This window comes from Paracidovorax cattleyae, assembly GCF_900104515.1.
GTDB lineage: Bacteria > Pseudomonadota > Gammaproteobacteria > Burkholderiales > Burkholderiaceae_C > Paracidovorax > Paracidovorax cattleyae.
Window position 1 is genome coordinate 18982 of sequence record NZ_FNJL01000023.1, and the last position, 18430, is coordinate 37411.

The following is an 18430-nucleotide window of genomic DNA, read 5'->3' on the forward strand; positions in this document are numbered from 1 at the left end:
ACCAGGCCGCGCAGGACTGAGGGCGCGGGAGTCAGAACACCAGCCCGCCCGCCACGTCGATCGTCGTGCCCGTCGCCCAGGCGGCATCCGGCGAAACCGCGAATGCGACGGCGGCCGCGATGTCGGCCGGCAACCCCGTCCGGCCCAGGGGCGTCTTCGCGACCAGGGATGGAGCAAGGTCCTCGGCCAGGTGGGCATTGCCGTCCGTCTCCACGAAGCCGGGCGCGATGCCGACGACCCGGATACCGCGGGGACCCAGCTCGATGCCCAGCGAACGCGTCAGCACGTCCACCGCCCCCTTGGTGCTGGCATAGACATGCAGGGCGCCCCCGGGGCTCTTCGCCACGCCGGAGCTGATGTTGACGACGGCACTGCCCGCCGGCATCACGCGGGCGGCCGCCTGCGTTGCCAGCAGGAGCCCGCGGACGTTGAGGTGGTAGTGCGCATCGAATTGCTCGGCCGTGATCGTGTCCAGCGCACCGGCGGCGTAGATGCCGGCGTTGTTGACGAGGATGTCGAGCCGGCCGAAATGCGTGATGGCTGCCTCGACCAGGGGCCCGATCTGTTCGGGTCGCGCCAGATCGGCCTGGACGGCAATGGCACGGCCGCCCGCCTCGGCGATCCGCCGCACCACGGCCTCCGCATCGTCCGCCGCCCTGGCGTAGTGGACGACGACAGCCGCGCCTTCTGCGGCCAGCCGCAATGCGATGCCCCTGCCGATGCCTTTGGAGGCCCCGGTCACGAGGGAAACCTTGCCTTGGAGAACTGTCATTTCCGGATATGCCTTTGCAAGAAACGCCGCGTCGGACGACACGGCCTGGCTCGCAGGTTAGGCCGATGGTTGATCCAGAAAAACACGGTTATGCTCATACTGGTTTGAAGCATAGCTTCATGATCTGCGCACGGCATCTCCCTCATGTCACCCGACCTGCTCCCTGCCATCGCGTCGTTCGCCCGCGTGGCGCACCACGGCAGCTTCACGCGCGCCGCGGCGGAGCTCGGCGTCTCGCCTTCCGCCCTGTCGCAGTCCATGCGCACCCTGGAGGCCCGCCTGCAGGTGCGGCTGCTGGAGCGCTCGACGCGCCACGTGCGCCCGACCGAAGCGGGCCAGCGCTTTCTTGACGAGGCCACGCCGGGGCTGGCGTCACTCGCCGCAGCCATCGGTGGCCTGGATGAATCCCGGCAGCATCCTGCCGGCCAACTGCGCCTGAACGTTTCCCATTCGGCGGTGATGTCGGTGCTGCAGCCCCATCTGGCGGCCTTTGCCGATGCCTGTCCGGACATCGTGCTCGAACTCCATTGCGACAACGCGCTGCTCGATCTCGTCGCCAGCGGCTTCGACGCGGGCATCCGGCTGGGGGAGGACCTGGTCGATGGCATGGTCGCCGTGCCGCTGGGGCCCCGGCAGCGCCTGGCCACGGTGGCGGCGCCAAGCTATCTGGCCAGGCGCCAGGCGCCGCTCACGCCGGATGCCCTGCGCGATCACCGCTGCATCCAGGTCCGGCTGCAAAGCGGCATCTACCGGTGGGAATACGCGCGCGACGGCCATGACTTCACGATCGAGACGCGCGGCCCGGTCGTGACCAATGATGGTGCCACCATGATGGCCGCGCTGCGGGCCGGTGTGGGCATCGCCTGCCCCATGGAGGCCATGGTGGCGGACGAGATCGCCGATGGCCGGCTCGTGCCGCTGCTGGAGGCCTGGTGGCCGGCGTTTCCCGGCTATTACCTCTATTACCCGACCCGCGTCCACGTGCCGCGCAAGCTGCGGGCCTTCATCGACTTCCTGCTCCTGCGCTGCAATCGCTGAGATCCCGCCATGCACCACCCCATCGACATCCTCGCCCACCACCAGGCCGCCTGGGACCGCCAGGCCGCACAGGGCTGCGAATGGTCCGCCCCGGTCGGCCCCGAAGCCATCGCCGAAGCGCGCGCCGGACGCTGGCAGGTCCACCTCACGCCGGGCCCGCTGCCCGCGGGATGGCTGGAGCAGGTCGCCGGCCTGCGCATCCTCTGCCTGGCCGCCGGAGGGGGCCAGCAGGCCCCCATCCTCGCGGCGGCGGGCGCCGAGGTGGCGGTGTACGACGCCTCGGCCGGCCAGCTCGCGCAGGACCGCGCCGTGGCCGAGCGGGAGCGGCTGGACCTGCGCTGCGTCCAGGGTGACATGCGGGACCTGGGCGTGTTCGCCGATGGCAGCTTCGACCTGATCTTCCACCCCATCTCCAACTGCTACGTGCCGAATGTGCGGCCCGTGGGGCGGGAGTGCGCGCGCGTGCTCGTGCCCGGCGGCACGCCAGGACGCAATCAACTGGCCCGTTCGGGCCGCCGCGCCAACAGACCAGACAGCGTCCGCAGCCCCGCCTGCAGACACCCACGGTCCTGAATGCTGCCCAGCGAGATCCGAATGGCATTCGCATGCACCGCTCCGCCGCCCATGGCGAAGGCCTCCGCCGGCATCACCGCGATGCCTTCGCTGCGGGCGGCCCGCGCCAGCTGCGAGGAACTCCAATACCCCGGCAACTCCAGCCATACATGCAGGCCGTCTCCCGCGCCGCTGTACCGCCCCGCCAGAAGATCCCCCGCCATCCGGTGGCGCAGGCGCGCTTCCTTGCGCACGCCCCCCATCAGCCCGGCCGCCGAGCCGTCGAGGATCCATTGCGTGGCCAGTGCGGCCGTCAGGGGCGCGGCCATCAGCGCGAAGGCCCTCAGCGCGGCCAGGAAACGTTCGCGCTCGTGCAGGTCACGCATCAGGACGAAGGCGACGCGCAGGCCGGGCGTCAGGCATTTCGACAGGGTCGAGAGGTAGGTCACCCGTTCCGGTGCGAACGTGGCAATGGGTGGCGGCGGGGCATCGGCCAGGAGCCAGTACGGGTCGTCCTCGATGATGCGCACATTGCAGCGCTGCGCGATGCCGGCCAGGGCCTTGCGCCGGTGTTCCGGCATGGTGACGGCGGTCGGGTTCTGCAGTGTCGGGTTGAGATACACCAGCCCGGACCGGTGCTGCCGGCACGCCTGCTCCAGCGCCTCGGGCACCATGCCGTGCCCGTCCGCTTCCACCGCCACGATGCGCCGGCCGAATTGCGCCGCGGCCGCCAGCAGGCCGGGATAGCTGGCGGGCTCCGCGAGGATCGCATCGCCCGGCTCCGTCAGCGCCAGGACCAGTGCGGCGATGGCCGCTTGCGCGCCGGGGCAGACGACGACCTGCCCCGCCTCCACATCGCCCAGCATCGGTGCGATCCATCGGGCCCCGGCCCCACGGTCGGCCTCGCTGCCGCCGCCCGGGTGGTAGGTCATCAGCAACCCGGCATCCGCCCGCATCAGGACCTGCGACACGCCCTGCCTCAGCAGCTCATCGAAGTCCACGCCCTCCGGTGGCGGGGGGATGTTCATGCCCAGGTCGAGGATCGGGGTCCATTCGACCTTCGGCGCCGCGACATAGGTGCCCCGGGCGCCGCGCCCCTCCAGCAGGTGGCGGCGCCGGGCTTCGTCGTAGGCGCGCGTGATGGTCGTGAGATCGACGCCCAGCCGTGCCGCCAGCAGGCGCTGCGGCGGCAGGCGGTCGCCCGGGGCCAGGGATCCGTCCGCCACCGCGGCCTGCAGGGCATCCGCGATCTGCAGGAAGCGGGGCCCGCCCTGCGCGGCCAGTCGCGGCAGCCAGAGGGGCGCGTTGTCGTCTTGCATGGCTGGGATGGATGGCAGCGTGGGCCGTGGATGTATGGATATTGCTTCTGCGTACCATGTCCCGGAGCGGGCGGCGGCGGCACCCCTGCATTCTCCCCTGCCGCCACCCATGCACCGTATCAGGCCGCCGGCCCGGAAGCTCCCCAGATGATCGATTGGATCCCCGTAGTCTTCATTGTGTTCAAAGTGCTCGTGTTCGGCACGTGCATGTTCTTCGCCATCAAGTGGCATTACGACCAGGGCGGCAAGAGGATGGACAGGCGCGCGCTGCTGCTGACCACCTGCAAGCTCGGTGCTGCCTTCCTGCTGGCGCTGGCGGTGGTGCTGTGGTTGACGTTCGCCCTGGCCAGGCATCTCGGGATGGACCTGAGCCTGCCGTGATGGCCGAGGCCGGGCGGGGCGGCCTGCCAGGCAGGGGGTCTATGCCCTCCCGCCATGCTCCATGTCCAGCAAGGCCTGAAGCGTCACCGCCGTTGCGTCGTCATCTAGGCGGGTCCGGTGTGCGATGCCCAGCGCCCTGGACAGCGGCGGGCGCAATGGCCGGGTACTGATGCGGGCATCGGGCTGCGGCGCGCCTGCTTCGTGGGGCAGCAATGCGGCACCGTAGCCTGCGGCCACCAGGCTCTTCATCGCATCGTTGTAATTCAACTCGATGCGTGCCTTGGGCCGCTCGCCGCCGGCGGCGAACCATTCAGCCGTCTGGCGCGATAGCCGCGTGCCGCTGTCATTGGCAATCAGCGGCCGGGCAGCGAGCCAGGCCGGCGTGACATGCCGCGGCGGCTTCCAGGCAGCCGGGATGAACGCCAGCACCGGGTCCTGGCGCCAGGCCTGCACCTGCAGGCCGCGCAGCACCGGCTGCGGCAGCGCGACGATGCCGATGTCCAGGCTGCCGGCCGCCAGGCGCACCAGGGCTTCCTCGCTCGTCATCACTCCGACCTGCACGTCGATCTCCGGATGCCGGGCAGCCAGGGTTTCCAGTGCCCGGGGCAGCAGGTGCGCCAGTGCGCCCGTGGATGCGCCCAGGCGCACGCGACCGCCTCGCGCAGCGATCTGCCGCTCCACGGACTGCAGAAGATCGTCGGCCTCGGCCAACAGCCGTCTCGCCCTGTCGATCAACAGACTGCCGGCCGACGTCGGCTTGGCGCCGGCCGACGTGCGGTGCAGCAGGCGTGCACCCAGGCGGGCTTCCAGCTGTGCCACATGCAGCGTCACCGTGGGCGGCGCCAGGTGCAGCGCCTTCGCGGCTGCGGCGAAGGATCCGAGATCCGCCACCGCCAGCAATGTGCGCAGACGGTCGAGATTGATTTCGCGCATGGCTTGACGGCGTACCGCCTATTCAGGATTCATGAATCTCCAGTTTGCCAGATTCAACTGACCTGCATGCGTCTTGCGTTGCACCATGCGCCCCACACACCCACGGAGCACGCAATGACCCCCCATGTATTCATCGACGGTGACCAGGGCACCACCGGTCTGCAGGTACGCCAGTGGCTCGCAGGCCGCGACGATCTGCGCCTGCTGCAGTTGCCGGCCGAGCAACGCAAGAGCGCCGTGCACCGGGCCGAAGCGCTCAACGACTGCGACATCGCTTTGCTGTGCCTGCCGGACGACGCCGCGCGTGAAGCCGTGGCGTGGGTACGCCGGCCCGGCGTGCGCATCATCGATGCCAGTTCGGCGCATCGCACTGCTCCGGGCTGGGTCTATGGGCTGCCGGAGCTGGAAGCGGGCCAGGCCGATCGCATCGCGAATGCCCGCCGTGTCAGCAATCCGGGCTGCTACCCGACCGGCGCGTTGATGCTGCTCAGGCCGCTGATCGACGCCGGCTTGCTGCCGGCCGACTACCCGGTGGCCATCCATGCGGTATCGGGCTACTCGGGACGGGGCCGCACGGGCCTTCAGGACCATGAAGGCGCGAACGCATCGACCGCCGTGCCGTTCCAGGTCTATGGCCTCGGCCTGCACCACAAGCACGTGCCGGAGATCCGGCAACACTCGGGCCTGGTGCATGCCCCGGCGTTCGTGCCGGCCTATGGCAACTACCGGCAGGGCATCGTGGTGACCATCGCCCTGCACCTTCGCCTGCTGCCCGCCGGTGTGACCACCGGGCACCTGCACGCCGCGCTGCAGGCGCGGTACGCCGGCCAGCCTTGCGTCGAATTGCAGCCGCTGGCTGACGACGCGGACGCACAGCGGCTCGACCCCCGTGCGCTCAACGATACCAACCACGTGCGACTGGCGGTGTTCGGCCAGCCCCGGCAGGAGCAGGTCCTGCTGACTGCGGTATTCGACAACCTGGGCAAGGGCGCCGCGGGTGCGGCGGTACAGAACCTCGACCTGATGCTGGGAGGGTCGGGATTCAATCCATCCGGATGTTGCGGTCCTTGATCAGCGTTCCCCACCGCGCCATTTCCTTGTCCAGGTGCGTGGCCAGCTGCGCGGGCGTGCTGCCGATGGGCTCGGCGCCGATGGCGTCGAAGCGGGCCTTGGTGTCCGGCTGCTTCATGGCGTCCAGCAGGGCGGCGTTGAGCCTCTGCACGATGGGCGCGGGCGTGCCGGCCGGGGCGAACACGGCGAACCAGGGCGAAACCTCGTAGCCGGGCACGCCGGCCTCGGCGATGGTGGGCACGTTAGGCAGCGTGGCCGAGCGCTTGGCGCTGGTGACGCCCAGGGCGCGCAGCTTGCCGGACTGGATGTGCGGGGCGGCGGAGGTGATGCTGTCGAACATCAGGTCCACCTGCCCGCCCAGCATGTCGGTCATGGCCGGGCCGCTGCCCTTGTAGGGCACGTGCAGCAGGTTGAGCCTGGCCATGGAGGCGAACACTTCGCCGGCCAGGTGGATGGAGGTGCCGTTGCCGGCCGAGGCGTAGGTGAGCTTGCCGGGCTCGCGCTTGGCGTGCGCGATCACGTCGGCCACCGTCTTGTCCGGGCTGTTGGCGTGCACCACGAGCACGTTGGGCACGATGGCCAGCAGGCTGACGGGCGCGAAGTCCTTCACCGGGTCGTAGCTCAGCCTGGCGTAGAGCGCCTTGTTGGTGGCCATGCCGATGGAGGTGATCATGATCGTGTAGCCGTCGGCCGGCGACTTGGCGACGGCGTCCGCGCCGATGTTGCCGCCCGCGCCGGGGCGGTTCTCGATCACGAAGGGCTGGCCCAGGGTGCGGCCGGCACGCTCGCCCAGGGTGCGGGCGATGACGTCCATGGCACCGCCGGGCGGGAACGGAACGACCCAGCGGACGGGCTTGGAGGGCCATGCGGCGGCGTCGGCCTGCTGTGCATGGGCCGGCGCGGGCAGCACGCCCGCCAGGGCGGCCGCGGCGGTGGCGGCGGCACCCGCAGCGAGGGCCAGGGCGCGGCGGCGCGTGGGAGTGTGGGCGAACGGCAGGGCCTGGGCGCGGATGGATGGCATGGGACTTGTCTCCGGATTTATAGGGCGCGATGAAGGATTGGAGGGATGAAAGGGCAGCGCTGGCGTCAGTCGGCCGGTGCGGCGGAGGCGGCCGCCTGGCGGCCCATGTCCACGTGCACGGGCGCGAGGCCTTCGCGGGCGCGGTCGAAGCGGTGCAGGGCCTCGGGCAGCACCTCCACGCCGAAGCCGGGGCCGTCGGGAAGCTGCAACGCGAAGTCGCGCACGGCCATGGGCGTGGCGACGATGTCGTTGACCAGCAGTTGCGGGCCGAACAGCTCGCAGTTGTGGTGCGTGCCGGGCAGGGTGGCGAAGACGTGGGCCGATGCGGCGCTGCCCAGCGACGTTTCCAGCATCGTGCCGCCGTACCAGCCGATGTCCGCGGCCTCGGCCACGGCGGCGACGGCGCGGGTGCGCAGCAGGCCGCCGTGCTTGGCCACCTTCAGCGAGAAGACGTGGCAGGCGCCCTGCCGCGCCAGCAGCATGGCGTCCTGCGGCGTGCAGACGGTCTCGTCGGCCATCACCAGCGCGCCGGCGGGCAGGCCGGCGGTGAGCTGGCGCAGGGCCTCCACGTTCCACTGGGCAACGGGCTGCTCGATCAGGGTCACGCCCGCGTCGATGAGCTGGGGCACGTAGCGGCGCGCGGTGTTGCCGTCCCAGGCCTGGTTGATGTCCACCGTCATGTCGGCGCGCCCGTCCAGGCCGCGCGCGATGCGGGTGACATGGGCCACGTCGTCCTGCGGGGCGCGCGCGCCGATCTTGAGCTTGAAGATGCGGTGGCGGCGGGCCTCCAGCATGCGCTCGGCCTCTTCCACGTCGCGGGCCGAATCGCCGCTGGCGAGCGTCCAGGCCAGCGGCAGGCTCTCGTGCCGCTTGCCGCCCAGCAGCTGCCAGGCGGGCAGGCCCAGGGACCGGGCCACGGCGTCGATGGCGGCCATCTCCACGGCGCTCTTGGCGAAGCGGTTGCCCTTGCAGACGGCGTCCATGCGCGCCAGCAGTTGCTCGAAGCGGCCTGCGTCCTGCCCGGCCACCGCGGGGCCGAGGTATTGCGTGATGGCGTGCAGGATGGTTTCGGGCGATTCCTCGTTCCACGAAGGACCACCGATGGTGGCGGCCTCGCCGAAGCCGCAGGCGCCGTCCGCCAGCCACAGCTGCACCACCACCGGGCTCTGGCGGTGGATCGCGCCGAACGAGAACTTGTGCGGCCGGATGGTGGGGATGTCGAGGATGCGGGCCTCGATGCGCTCGATGCGCAGGCCGGCGGAGGGGATGGCGGTCATGGGCGCCACCTTATCCCGGGAAAAGCCTGCGATCCAATGGTATATATGACATGATTCATTCGATACCATCGAACGATCATCCGCACCGTTCGCCCCCCAACAACACCCATTCCCCAAGGAGCCCCCATGGAGCTGCGCCAGCTGCGCTATTTCCTGAGCGTGGCCGAGACCGAGCACCTCACGCAGTCGGCGGACGCGCTGTTCGTCACCCAATCCACCCTGTCGCACGGGCTGCGGCAGCTGGAGGCCGAACTGGGACTGCCGCTGTTCGACCGGCTGGGGCGGGGGCTGAAGCTCTCGCAGGCGGGCATGGCATTCCGCAGCCACGCGGCACGCGCGCTGCAGGAACTGGAGGCCGGCCGCATGGCGCTGGCCGACATGGCGGGGCTACAGGCGGGCACGCTCACCGTCGGTGTGATTCCCACCTTCCTCACGCACCTGGTGCCGGATGCGGTGGCCGCCTTCAGTGCGGATTACCCGGGCGTGCAGGTGGTGGTGCGCGACCTGCGCGGCGGCCCGATCGAAGAGCAGTTGATCGCCGGCCGGCTGGACGTGGGCATTTCCTTCCATCCCGCGCACCGCGAGGAGATCGAGGCCGAGCCGCTCTTCGAGGAACGCCTGCAGCTCGTGGTGCACGCGGGCCACGCGCTCGCACGCCGCCGCAGCCTGCGCATGCGCGAGCTGGCCGGCGTGCCGCTGGCGCTGCTGCCGCAGAGCTTCGCCACGCGCCGCATGATCGACGCGGCCTTCGCGCAGGCCGGCGTGGCGCCCGTGGTGCGGGTGGAGATGGAGTCGGTGGACGCGCTGCTGCACGCCTGCCGCAGCGGGCCACTGGCCACCATCGCGGCCGAGCGGGCGGCGGGCCAGGCCGGGCCGGGCATGCGCGCCATCACGCTGACCGAACCCGCCACCGTGCGCCGCGCGGGCGTGCTGTGGCGCCGGGGTGCATCGCGCAGCGCGGCAGCGCGGGAGTTCGTGGCGCGGCTGCGGCCGATGGTGGGCGCCACTACCGTTGCTGCCAGCCGGCCGGCCACGTGCCGGACAATGCAGCGATGAACGACTCCCCCATGCAGAAGACCGACGGGGCATCCCCCGAGACCACCGCAGCGCCCATCCAGGAGGCACGACTTTGGAGCGACGGACGCTGGACGGCCGAGGTGATCAAGAACGAAGACGACGACGGCTGGGCCGTGGCCATGACGCTGCGCGGCGAATCCGAGCCGGCGCTGGTCGGCCCGTGGACGATGGGCCGCGACAAGAAGAACCCCAAGCCGCTGGACGTGGCGGCCTTCCACACGCTGGTCAAGACCGCCTCCGAAGTGCTGCGCCGCCACGAGCAGCAACTGCACGCGCAGCTGCACAAGGAGGTGGCCGTGGGTTCCGGCGCCGACTTAGTCCGGGTGGCGCTGCGTATCGTGCCGGATGAGGAATATCCGTACGCCATGCTGACGGCGCATGACGCTTCCGGCCAGCTGCTGGGCGAGGCGCGCGTGGAGGCGAACTTCAAGCTCAGCCAGGGCAGCGCGCTGGCGTGGATCGAGAGCGATTATTCGTCCAGGGGGCGGTAAGAGCGGTTGAAAGCCCGGAGCGCGGCGAAGCGTCAGGACTGCGGCGCCCCGCGGGGAATGCCGTCGATGGGGCATTGCGGCGTGCCCACGGTGCCGCGCGTGACGGCCTCCGCCGTGCGGCGCGCGGCGGCCGGGTCGGTCACCCACTGGCGGTAGAAGCCGTAGGGGCAGTCCGCCACGCCCTGGTCGCCCTCCCCCGAGTTCAGCAAGCCGGTGTAGCCCCGGTGCATCAGCTTGAACAGGTGGTTCTCGCTCTGGCCGTGGCGGCGGAAGTCGCGGATCAGGTGTTTGGAGAGCGCGGCGTACTGCACCCCCATTTCCTCCTCGCCGCATTCGCCCAGCGTGCGGCCGTCGAAGCCGATCAGCGCGCTGTGGCCGAAGTAGCTGTACACGCCGTCGAAGCCGGCCGCATTGGCCACGGCCACGTAGCTGTTGTTGGCGAACGCCATGGCCTTGCTCATCAGGATCTGCTGCTCCTTGGCCGGGTACATGTAGCCCTGGCAGCGCACGATCAGCTCGGCGCCCTGCATGGCACAGTCGCGCCAGATCTCGGGGTAGTTGCCGTCGTCGCAGATGATGAGGCTGATCTTCAGGCCCTTGGGGCCGTCGGTGACGTAGGTGCGGTCGCCGGGGTACCAGCCCTCGATGGGCGTCCACGGCATGATCTTGCGGTACTTCTGCACGATCTCGCCCCGGTCGTTCATGAGGATGAGCGTGTTGTAGGGCACCTTGCGCGGGTGCTCCTCGTGCCGCTCGCCGGTGAGCGAGAACACGCCCCACACCTTGGCCTTGCGGCAGGCGGCGGCGAAGATTTCGGTCTCGTCGCCGGGAATGTGGGCGGCGGTGTCCATCATCTCCTGGCTGTCGTACATGATGCCGTGGGTGCTGTACTCCGGGAAGATGACCAGGTCCATGCCCGGCAGGCCGGTTTTCATGCCGACCAGCATGTCGGCGATCCTGCGGGCGTTGTCCAGCACCTCGGCCCGGGTGTGCAGACGGGGCATCCTGTAGTTGACGACCGCGACGCCGACGGTGTCGTCGCTGCTCGAAATGTCGCCGTGGATCATGGCGCGGGCTCCTTGGGTAGGGAATGAATGAACGGGATGGGCGGCCGTCCTGGCGCAGCGCTTCAGTGGCTGATCATCCAGGGGCGTTTCGACGGGAATGCCTTGGCGCCGCCCGGCGCGGTGACCGTGGCGCCGCGCTTGCCTCCACCGCCACTGCTGCAGCAGCCGCACCCCGCGGGGTGGCGCAGCCGGCCGTAGCTGCCGGCCTCGGACTCGCGCGAGGAGCGCGGCGCATGGCGGGCGCGCTCGTTGGTGTCGTGGGCGCGGCGCTGCTCCGGGCCCAGGCAGGCCAGCCGCGGCGCGCTGGCGAACACGCGGGGCGACGGCGCGCCGCATTCCGGGCAGGCGGCGGGCTCGTTGCGCTGGGCCAGGCCGCGCAGCGCGTCGAAGCCGCCGCATTCCGCGCAGTGGTAGTCGTAGGTGGGCATGTGCGGGCCTCGTCCGTTCGCTTTTTTCTCAGGCAAGGTCGGGCGACAGGGGCATGTCGATGCTGCCGTCCAGCATCTTCACGGGGCCGCTGGCGCTCGGGTTGATGTCGAAGTCGAAGATCTGCGTGGGCAGCCAGAGCGTGGCGCAGGCGTTGGGCACATCGACCACGCCGCTGATGTGGCCCTGCACCGGGGCCGTGCCCAGGATGGAATAGGCCTGCGCGCCGCTGTAGCCGAACTTCTTCAGGTACTCGATGGCGTTCAGGCAGGCCTGGCGGTAGGCCACGTTCACGTCCAGGTAGTACTGCCTGCCGGCCTCGTCCACCGAGATGCCCTCGAAGATCAGGTAGTCGTTGTAGGTGGGCACGATGGGGCTGGGCTTGAAGATGGGGTTCCTGATGCCGTACCTGGCCATGCCGCCCTTGATGAGCGTGACCTTCATATGCACCCAGCCGGCCATCTCGATCGCGCCGCAGAAGGTGATCTCGCCGTCGCCCTGGCTGAAGTGCAGATCGCCCACCGACAGGCCCGCACCGTCCACGTAGACGGGGAAATACACCTTCGCGCCGCGCGACAGGTCCTTGATGTCGCAGTTGCCGCCGTGCTCGCGCGGCGGCACGGTGCGGGCTGCTTCGGCGGCGGCCTTGTCGCGCGCGTCGCCGGTCATCCTGCCCATGTGCGCGGTGCCGGGCGACGGCGGGTTGGCGAGGCCGGCGGTGGGGTCGCTGTCGATCAGCGCCTGCTCGCGCGCGTTCCACTGGTCGAGCATCGCCCGGTCGGGCAGGCAGCCGATCAGGCCGGGGTGGATGAGGCCGGCGAAGTTCACGCCGGGAATGTGGCGCGAACTGGTGAACATGCCTTTGAAGTCCCAGATGGACTTCTGCGCCTCGGGGAAGTGCTCGGTCAGGAAGCCGCCGCCGTTCTTCTTGGAGAAAAAGCCGTTGAAGCCCCAGAGGCTGTCCTGTTTGGCGCCGATGTCGAGCAGGTCCACGACGAGCAGGTCGCCTGGCTCGGCACCCTTCACGCCCACCGGGCCGGAGAGGTAGTGCACGGTGGTCAGGTCGATGTCGCGCACGTCGTCGGCGCTGTCGTTGTTCTTGATGAAGCCGCCGGTCCAGTCGAAGGTTTCCAGGATGAAGTCGTCGCCGGGGTTCACCCAGCAGGCCATCGGGATGTCGGGGTGCCAGCGGTTGTGGATGTTCTCGTTCTCGGTGGGCGACTTCGTGAGGTCGACTTGGATGAGGGTGTCGGTCATGGCGGGCTCCTTGGGGGTGGATGGTGGTCAGACGGAGAGGTAGGACTTGATGCGCTGCTGGTCGGTGCCGGCGCGGGTGGTCTCGTGCACCAGGCGGCCGCCTTCGATGACGAAGAGCCGGTCGGCCACGTCCATCGCGAAGCTCAGCACCTGCTCGGACACGACGATGGTGAGCTGGCGCATCCGGCGGATCTCGTTGAGCGCGCGGGCGATGTCCTTGATGATGGAAGGCTGGATGCCTTCGGTGGGTTCGTCGAGGAGCAGCACCTTGGGGTCGGTGACGAGGGCGCGGGCGATGGCGAGTTGCTGCTGCTGGCCGCCGGAGAGGTTGCCGCCCTTGCGGCGGCGCATGTCCCAGAGCACGGGGAAGAGCGCGTAGATCTCGTCGGGGATGCGTTTTTCCTTGGCGTTCTCCAGGCCGGTCTGGATGTTCTCTTCCACGGTGAGGGTGGGGAAGATCATGCGGCCCTGGGGGACGTAGGCGATGCCTTTGGCGACGCGGCGGAAGCTCTCGTCGCGCGTGACGTCCTGGTCCGCCACGCGGATGCTGCCGCTCTTGGTGGGCAGCACGCCCATGAGGCTTTTGAAGAGCGTGGTCTTGCCCATGCCGTTGCGGCCCATGATGGCGACGGTTTCGTTGGCGCGGCCTTCGAACGAGATGCCGTGCAGGGCCTCGCTCTGGCCGTAGGCGACGTGGAGGTCGGTGACTTTCAGCATGGGATCGCTCCTGGGGGGTGCTTTGGGGTGCTTGGTACGTCGTCGGCGCGGATGTGCTTGCTCTGCGTTGTTTCAGTCGCCGTCGCTGCAGAGTCCTTGATGTGCGGGATGGGAGCCCGGGCCGGGATCGCCGGGTGGCCCCTTCCGCGAATGTCCCCCGGCTTCGCCTCCTCCTTTATTTCGCTGCAGGGGCCACCCGGCACTCCCGGCCTGTTCACCGCTCTGCCTTGCCGGCCATGGAGAAGGCGCGGCGATGTTTGCCCGTGGTGGCGGCATGCCCCGCGCAGCGAAATCAAGGAGGAGGCCGCAGGCCGGGGGACATTCGCGGATCGGGGCATGCCGCCGCCACGGGCCACCCCGAACCCACGCGCCATGCGGCCTTCGTTCGGACACCAGGGCAATGAAGGCAACCGTCGTTCGCACTGCATGCTCAATGCCCCAGGTACACGTCGATGACCTTCGGATCCGCCTGCACCTTGTCCATCGGCCCCTCGGCCAGGATCTTTCCCTGGTGCATCACCGTCACCTTGTGCGCGATGCGCTTCACGAACTCCATGTCGTGCTCGATCACGATCACCGCGCGGTTGCGGCAGATGCGCTCCAGCAGCTCGGCCGTCAGCTCACGCTCGCGCGCGCTCATGCCCGCGATCGGCTCGTCCAGCATCAGCAGCTCGGGCTCCTGCATCAGCAGCATGCCGATCTCCAGCCACTGCTTCTGCCCGTGCGACAGCAGCCCGGCCTCCGTCTCCAGGCGCTGGGCCAGGCCGATGTCCTCCGCCACCGCCTGCACGCGCTCCCTCACCGCATCCGTGCAGCGAAAAGCCAGCGCGCCGAACACCGTGCGGCCCGTGGGATACGACACCTCCAGGTTCTGGAACACCGACAGGTTCTCGTAGATGGACGGCGTCTGGAACTTTCGGCCGATGCCGAGGCGCACGCGCTGGTGCTCGGCCATGCGGGTCAGCTCCTCGTTCTTGAACTTGATGCTGCCGCCGGTGGCCCGCGTCTTGCCGCAGATGAGGTCCAGCAACGTGGTCTTGCCCGCGCCGTTGGGGCCGATGATCACGCGCAGCTCATTGCGGTCCACGTAGAGCGTGAGGTTGTCGATGGCCTTGAAGCCGTCGAACGACACCGTGAGGTCTTCCACGGCGAGGGCGAAGTCGGTATTGCTCATGCAAAGGCTCCTGCGCGGTGGTGGAGGTTCAGACGCCCTGGTGGCGCGTGCCCTGGGGCAGCGGAGCAGGTGCGGCCGGTGGCAGGGGTGCAGCGGTGGAAGCCTCCGGCTCCCCGGCAGGTGCGGGCCACGGTGCGGGTGCCGGCACGGCGGCACGGCGCAGGGCCTCGCGGCGGCCCTTCCACCAGGGCACGATGCGCTCTTCCCACAGGCCGGCCAGCCCCATCGGGAAGGCCATGGTCACGCCGATGAAGAGCGCCGCCATGAGGAACAGCCACAGGTCTGGAAAGCTCTCGGAGAAATACGTCTTGCCCGCGTTCACCAGCAGCGCGCCATACACCGCGCCCACCAGGCTCATGCGCCCGCCCACGGCAGCGTAGATCACCATCTCGATGGATGGCACGATGCCCACGAAGCTCGGCGACATGAAGCCCACCTGCAGCGTGAACAGCGCGCCCCCGATGCCCGACAGCGCCGCCGCCAGGCAGAAGGTGAAGACCTTGAAGTTGGCCACGTCGTAGCCCGAGAAGCGCACGCGGTCTTCCTTGTCGCGCATGGCCAGCAGCAGCGTGCCCAGCTTGCTCGTCTGGATGTAGCGGCACAGCACGATGGACGCCACCAGCAGCGCCACGCACACGTAGTAGAGGATGACCTTGGCGCTGTCGGTGCGCGTGTCCCAGCCCCAGAGCGTCTTCAGGTCGGTCATGCCGTTCACTCCGCCCGTGTAGCCCTGCTGGCCGATGATGAGCACCGTGCAGATCAGCGCCACCGCCTGCGTGATGATCGCGAAATACACGCCGCCCACGCGGCGCTTGAACATGGCGAAGCTCACGATCCAGGCCAGCAGCGTGGGCAGCACGACCACGGCGGCCAGCGCGAACGGCAGGCTCTTGAACGGCACCCAGAACGAGGGCAGCGCGGTGATCTGGTTCCAGTCCATGAAGTCCGGGATGCCGGGGGTGGACTGGATCCTGGTGCTGATGGGGTCGGATGCCTCGAGCTTCAGGAACATGGCCATGGCGTAGCCGCCCAGGCCGAAGAACACGCCCTGCCCCAGGCTCAGCACGCCGCCGTAGCCCCACACCATCACCAGGCCGATGGCGACGAAGGCATAGGTCAGGTACTTGCCCACCAGGTTCAGGCGGAAGACGTCGAGGGCCAGCGGCAGGACCACGGCCAGCAGCACGGTGAGCAGCACCAGGCTGGCGAGCTGGTAGCGCTGGACCCAGGCTTTGAGGGCGTTCATGGGAGGACTCCGGTGGATGCGGAAAGGACGGGAGCGCGCCGGTTCAGCGGCGGACCTTGGAGGCGAACAGCCCCTGCGGCCGCACCATCAGGATCAGCACGATCAGCGAGAGCGTGATGACCTTGGCCATGGAGCCGGCCAGGAAAAACTCGGTGATCGACTGCGTCTGCGCGATGCCGAAGGCCGACACCACCGTGCCCAGCAGGCTGGCCGCGCCGCCGAAGGTGACCACCAGGAAGGCATCGACGATGTAGAGCGAACCCGAGGTGGGCCCTGTGGAGCCGATGGTGGTGAAGGCCGCGCCCGCCACGCCGGCGATGCCGCAGCCGATGGCGAAGGTGAGGCGGTCGGTCTTCTTCGTGTCGATGCCGATGGCGTTGGCCATCACGCGGTTGCTCACGGTGGCGCGCACCCGCAGGCCCCAGCGGCTCCGGTGCAGCGCGATCAGCACGCCGGCCGTCACCACCACGGTCAGGGCCAGCACGAACAGGCCGTTGACGGGAATGTCCAGCCCCTCGGCCGGCGCCCAGGAGCCCATCAGCCAGTCCGGCAGCGTGGGGCTCACTTCCTTGGGGCCGATGAAGGTGCGGAAGCACTGCTGCAGCGCCAGGCTCACGCCCCAGGTGGCCAGCAGCGTATCCAGCGGGCGCTTGTAGAGGTGGCGGATCAGCCCCCACTCCACCAGCCAGCCGGCCACGAAGGCGAAACCGAAGGCCGCCACGATGGCCAGCGGGAAGTAGAACGGCATGAAGCCGGGCGCGTACTGCGCCGTCAGCGTCGAGCCCAGGTAGATGGTGTAGGCGCCGATGGTCATGAACTCGCCGTGCGCCATGTTGATCACGCCCATCTGCCCGAAGATGATCGCCAGCCCCAGGCCCATGAGCAGCAGCACCGCGAACAGGCTCAGGCCCGCGAAACCCTGCATCAGGCCGATGTTCATCATCTCGGAGAAAGTCATGGTGCAGCTCCTGCGTGCAAGCCAAGGGGGAAAATGCGATCTGCGCCGGCACCAGCCGCCGCAGCGGCCCGCACCGGGCGCGGCATCGAAGGCCTTCGCGGCCAAAGGCCAGAGACACCGAGGAAGGGCCGCCCCGCACCGAAGGTGTCGTCTCCCTCCCGAGCAGCGAGAGAGGGAGGAAGGCGCGCAGCGCTTCAGGGGGTGGCTTACTGATAGCCTTTGGGGAACGGATCGGGCTTGATGAGCTCGGGCGACTCGGACACCACCTTGAACGTGCCGTCCGGCAGGCCCTGGGCGATGCGCGACTTGCTCCACAGGTGGTGGTTGGCGTCCACCTTCACGTAGCCTTCGGGCGCGGTCTTGAGCTCGATGCCGGGCGATGCGGCCACCACCTTGTCCACGTCGAAACTCTTGGCCTTCTCCACCGCGGCCTTCCAGAGCCAGGGGCCCAGGTAGCCGGCCTGCGTCACGTCGCCGATCACCGCGTTGGGGCCGTATTTCGCCTTGAAGGCGGCCACGAACTTCTTGTTGTTCTCGTTGTCCAGCGACTGGAAGTACTTCATCGACGAATAGAAACCCGCGAAGTTCTCCCCGCCCACGCCGGTCATCTCGTCCTCGGTGACCGACAGCGTCACCAGCAGCTGCTTGTCGCCCGTGATGCCGGCGGCCTTGAGCGCCTTGTAGAAGGCCACATTGGAGCCGCCCACCACTGCCACGAAGATGCAATCGGGCTTCTGCACCTTGATCTTGTTCATCAGCGAGCCGAAGTTGGTGCTGCCCAGCGGGTAATACTCCTCGCCGACGACCTTGCCCTTCTGGAAGTTCTCGATGTGCTTGCGCGCGATCTTCATCGAGGTGCGCGGCCAGATGTAGTCCGAACCGATCAGGAAGAAGGTCTTGGCCTTCTTCTCCTTCTGCGCCCAGTCCAGGCTGTAGAGGATCTGCTGGGTGGCCTCCTGGCCCGTGTAGATCACGTTCTTCGACTGCTCCAGGCCTTCGTAGAAGGTGGGGTAGTACAGCAGGCCGTTCTCCTTCTCGAAGATCGGCAGCACCGCCTTGCGCGAGGCGCTGGTCCAGCAGCCGAACACGGCTGCGCAGTGGTCGTTGATGAGCAGCTTCTTGGCTTTCTCGGCGAAGGTGGGCCAGTCGGAGGCGCCGTCTTCCTTGATGACCTTGATCTTGCGGCCCAGCACGCCGCCCATGGCGTTGATCTGGTCGATGGCGAGCTGCTCGGCCTGGATGGAGCCCGTCTCCGAAATCGCCATCGTGCCCGTGGCCGAATGCAGCTGGCCCACCGTCACCTCGGTGTCGGTCACGGCCAGCTTGGTCGTGTTGACCTGCGCCGTGGGCTGGGCATGTCCCCAGGCCGGCAGGCCGGCGATGGACGCGGCGCCCATGGCCTGCAGCAGGCGGCGGCGGCCCGCGTCGGCGCTGGCCAGGGGAGAAACGTTCCGGGGGTCGAGGGGGTGCTTCATGAAGGCGCTCCTTGCGTCTGGCAGGGTGGAAGGCGGCGGTGGTGTCGCACCGGATGGACGACAGGTGCCGCGCTGGAATGAAGGTTAGGGAGAACCCTGCGACGCGCCCATACGTCAATTAACGTAGTGGCCTGCGTACGGCGCCGCCCGCACCGCGCCAAGAACGTTTCTTGCATGC

18 protein-coding genes and 1 pseudogene are annotated in these 18430 nt (G+C 68.9%); 6 read left to right on the forward strand and 13 right to left on the reverse strand.

Annotated elements, in window-relative coordinates; genetic code table 11:
* Window positions 1-31: 31 nt before the first annotated feature.
* A complete protein-coding gene (locus BLR05_RS17685) occupies window positions 32-772 on the reverse strand; it encodes an SDR family NAD(P)-dependent oxidoreductase (protein WP_092836673.1) in 741 nt (246 codons plus the stop codon).
* Between the two features lie 144 nt (window positions 773-916).
* On the opposite strand from BLR05_RS17685, the gene BLR05_RS17690 reads away from it, so the two are divergent.
* Window positions 917-1810 (forward strand): LysR family transcriptional regulator, encoded by an 894-nt coding sequence (locus tag BLR05_RS17690; protein WP_092836675.1) that lies wholly within the window; start codon window positions 917-919, stop codon window positions 1808-1810.
* 9 nt (window positions 1811-1819) lie between these two features.
* Window positions 1820-2290: pseudogene (locus BLR05_RS17695) on the forward strand (class I SAM-dependent methyltransferase); the annotation flags it as partial.
* A gap of 14 nt (window positions 2291-2304) precedes the next feature.
* On the opposite strand, the gene BLR05_RS17700 reads toward BLR05_RS17695, so the two are convergent.
* Complete coding sequence (locus tag BLR05_RS17700) at window positions 2305-3681, reverse strand: aminotransferase-like domain-containing protein (RefSeq protein ID WP_092836678.1); 1377 nt, start codon at window positions 3679-3681, stop codon at window positions 2305-2307.
* A 147-nt stretch (window positions 3682-3828) separates the two neighbouring features.
* Between BLR05_RS17700 and BLR05_RS17705 the strand changes: the two genes are divergently transcribed.
* Entirely contained in the window at window positions 3829-4062 is a 234-nt protein-coding gene (locus tag BLR05_RS17705; RefSeq protein WP_092836680.1) for a hypothetical protein, read from the forward strand.
* Between the two features lie 39 nt (window positions 4063-4101).
* Here the strand turns inward: BLR05_RS17705 and BLR05_RS17710 are convergent, their stop codons facing one another.
* Window positions 4102-4995: a LysR family transcriptional regulator gene (locus BLR05_RS17710; RefSeq protein ID WP_092836683.1), complete on the reverse strand. Its 894-nt coding sequence runs from the start codon at window positions 4993-4995 to the stop codon at window positions 4102-4104.
* Between the two features lie 114 nt (window positions 4996-5109).
* Here BLR05_RS17710 and argC point away from each other — a divergent pair, with 114 nt between their 5' ends.
* A complete protein-coding gene (gene argC / locus BLR05_RS17715) occupies window positions 5110-6066 on the forward strand; it encodes an N-acetyl-gamma-glutamyl-phosphate reductase (RefSeq protein ID WP_092836686.1) in 957 nt (318 codons plus the stop codon).
* Here the strand turns inward: argC and BLR05_RS17720 are convergent.
* Together BLR05_RS17720 and BLR05_RS17725 are read right to left on the reverse strand one after the other, a co-directional pair.
* Window positions 6038-7087 carry a tripartite tricarboxylate transporter substrate binding protein gene (locus tag BLR05_RS17720; RefSeq protein WP_244160127.1) on the reverse strand — a complete coding sequence of 350 codons (1050 nt, stop codon included), beginning with the start codon at window positions 7085-7087 and terminating at the stop codon, window positions 6038-6040. The two genes, argC and BLR05_RS17720, sit on opposite strands and share 29 nt — an antisense overlap.
* Before the next feature lie 65 nt (window positions 7088-7152).
* Window positions 7153-8364, reverse strand: a complete 1212-nt coding sequence (locus BLR05_RS17725; RefSeq protein WP_092836689.1) for a muconate/chloromuconate family cycloisomerase — start codon at window positions 8362-8364, stop codon at window positions 7153-7155.
* A gap of 126 nt (window positions 8365-8490) precedes the next feature.
* Here BLR05_RS17725 and cynR point away from each other — a divergent pair, with 126 nt between their 5' ends.
* Window positions 8491-9420, forward strand: a complete 930-nt coding sequence (gene cynR / locus BLR05_RS17730; protein WP_092836692.1) for a transcriptional regulator CynR — start codon at window positions 8491-8493, stop codon at window positions 9418-9420.
* Entirely contained in the window at window positions 9417-9932 is a 516-nt protein-coding gene (locus tag BLR05_RS17735) for a hypothetical protein (RefSeq protein WP_092836695.1), read from the forward strand. Before cynR ends, BLR05_RS17735 begins: the two co-directional genes overlap by 4 nt.
* 32 nt (window positions 9933-9964) lie before the next feature.
* Here BLR05_RS17735 and BLR05_RS17740 read toward each other — a convergent pair whose 3' ends face one another.
* From BLR05_RS17740 to urtA, 8 genes are all read right to left on the reverse strand, one after another.
* Window positions 9965-10999: an aliphatic amidase gene (locus tag BLR05_RS17740; protein WP_092836698.1), complete on the reverse strand. Its 1035-nt coding sequence runs from the start codon at window positions 10997-10999 to the stop codon at window positions 9965-9967.
* Window positions 11000-11061: 62 nt separating this feature from the next.
* Window positions 11062-11427, reverse strand: coding sequence for an FmdB family zinc ribbon protein (locus BLR05_RS17745; protein ID WP_092836701.1), 366 nt, complete (start codon window positions 11425-11427; stop codon window positions 11062-11064).
* A 28-nt stretch (window positions 11428-11455) separates the two neighbouring features.
* On the reverse strand, window positions 11456-12682 hold the full coding sequence (gene fmdA, locus BLR05_RS17750) for a formamidase (protein ID WP_092836704.1): 1227 nt from the start codon (window positions 12680-12682) through the stop codon (window positions 11456-11458).
* 27 nt (window positions 12683-12709) lie between these two features.
* On the reverse strand, window positions 12710-13399 hold the full coding sequence (urtE, locus tag BLR05_RS17755) for an urea ABC transporter ATP-binding subunit UrtE (RefSeq protein ID WP_092836707.1): 690 nt from the start codon (window positions 13397-13399) through the stop codon (window positions 12710-12712).
* A gap of 430 nt (window positions 13400-13829) precedes the next feature.
* A complete protein-coding gene (gene urtD, locus BLR05_RS17760; protein WP_092836710.1) occupies window positions 13830-14573 on the reverse strand; it encodes an urea ABC transporter ATP-binding protein UrtD in 744 nt (247 codons plus the stop codon).
* A 28-nt stretch (window positions 14574-14601) separates the two neighbouring features.
* The gene (gene urtC / locus BLR05_RS17765; RefSeq protein WP_092836713.1) at window positions 14602-15819 is read right to left on the reverse strand and encodes an urea ABC transporter permease subunit UrtC; all 1218 of its coding nucleotides are present in this window, start codon (window positions 15817-15819) and stop codon (window positions 14602-14604) included.
* Between the two features lie 43 nt (window positions 15820-15862).
* Entirely contained in the window at window positions 15863-16777 is a 915-nt protein-coding gene (gene urtB, locus BLR05_RS17770) for an urea ABC transporter permease subunit UrtB (protein WP_092836716.1), read from the reverse strand.
* Window positions 16778-16983: 206 nt separating this feature from the next.
* Entirely contained in the window at window positions 16984-18252 is a 1269-nt protein-coding gene (urtA, locus tag BLR05_RS17775; RefSeq protein WP_092836719.1) for an urea ABC transporter substrate-binding protein, read from the reverse strand.
* Window positions 18253-18430 lie beyond the last annotated feature (178 nt).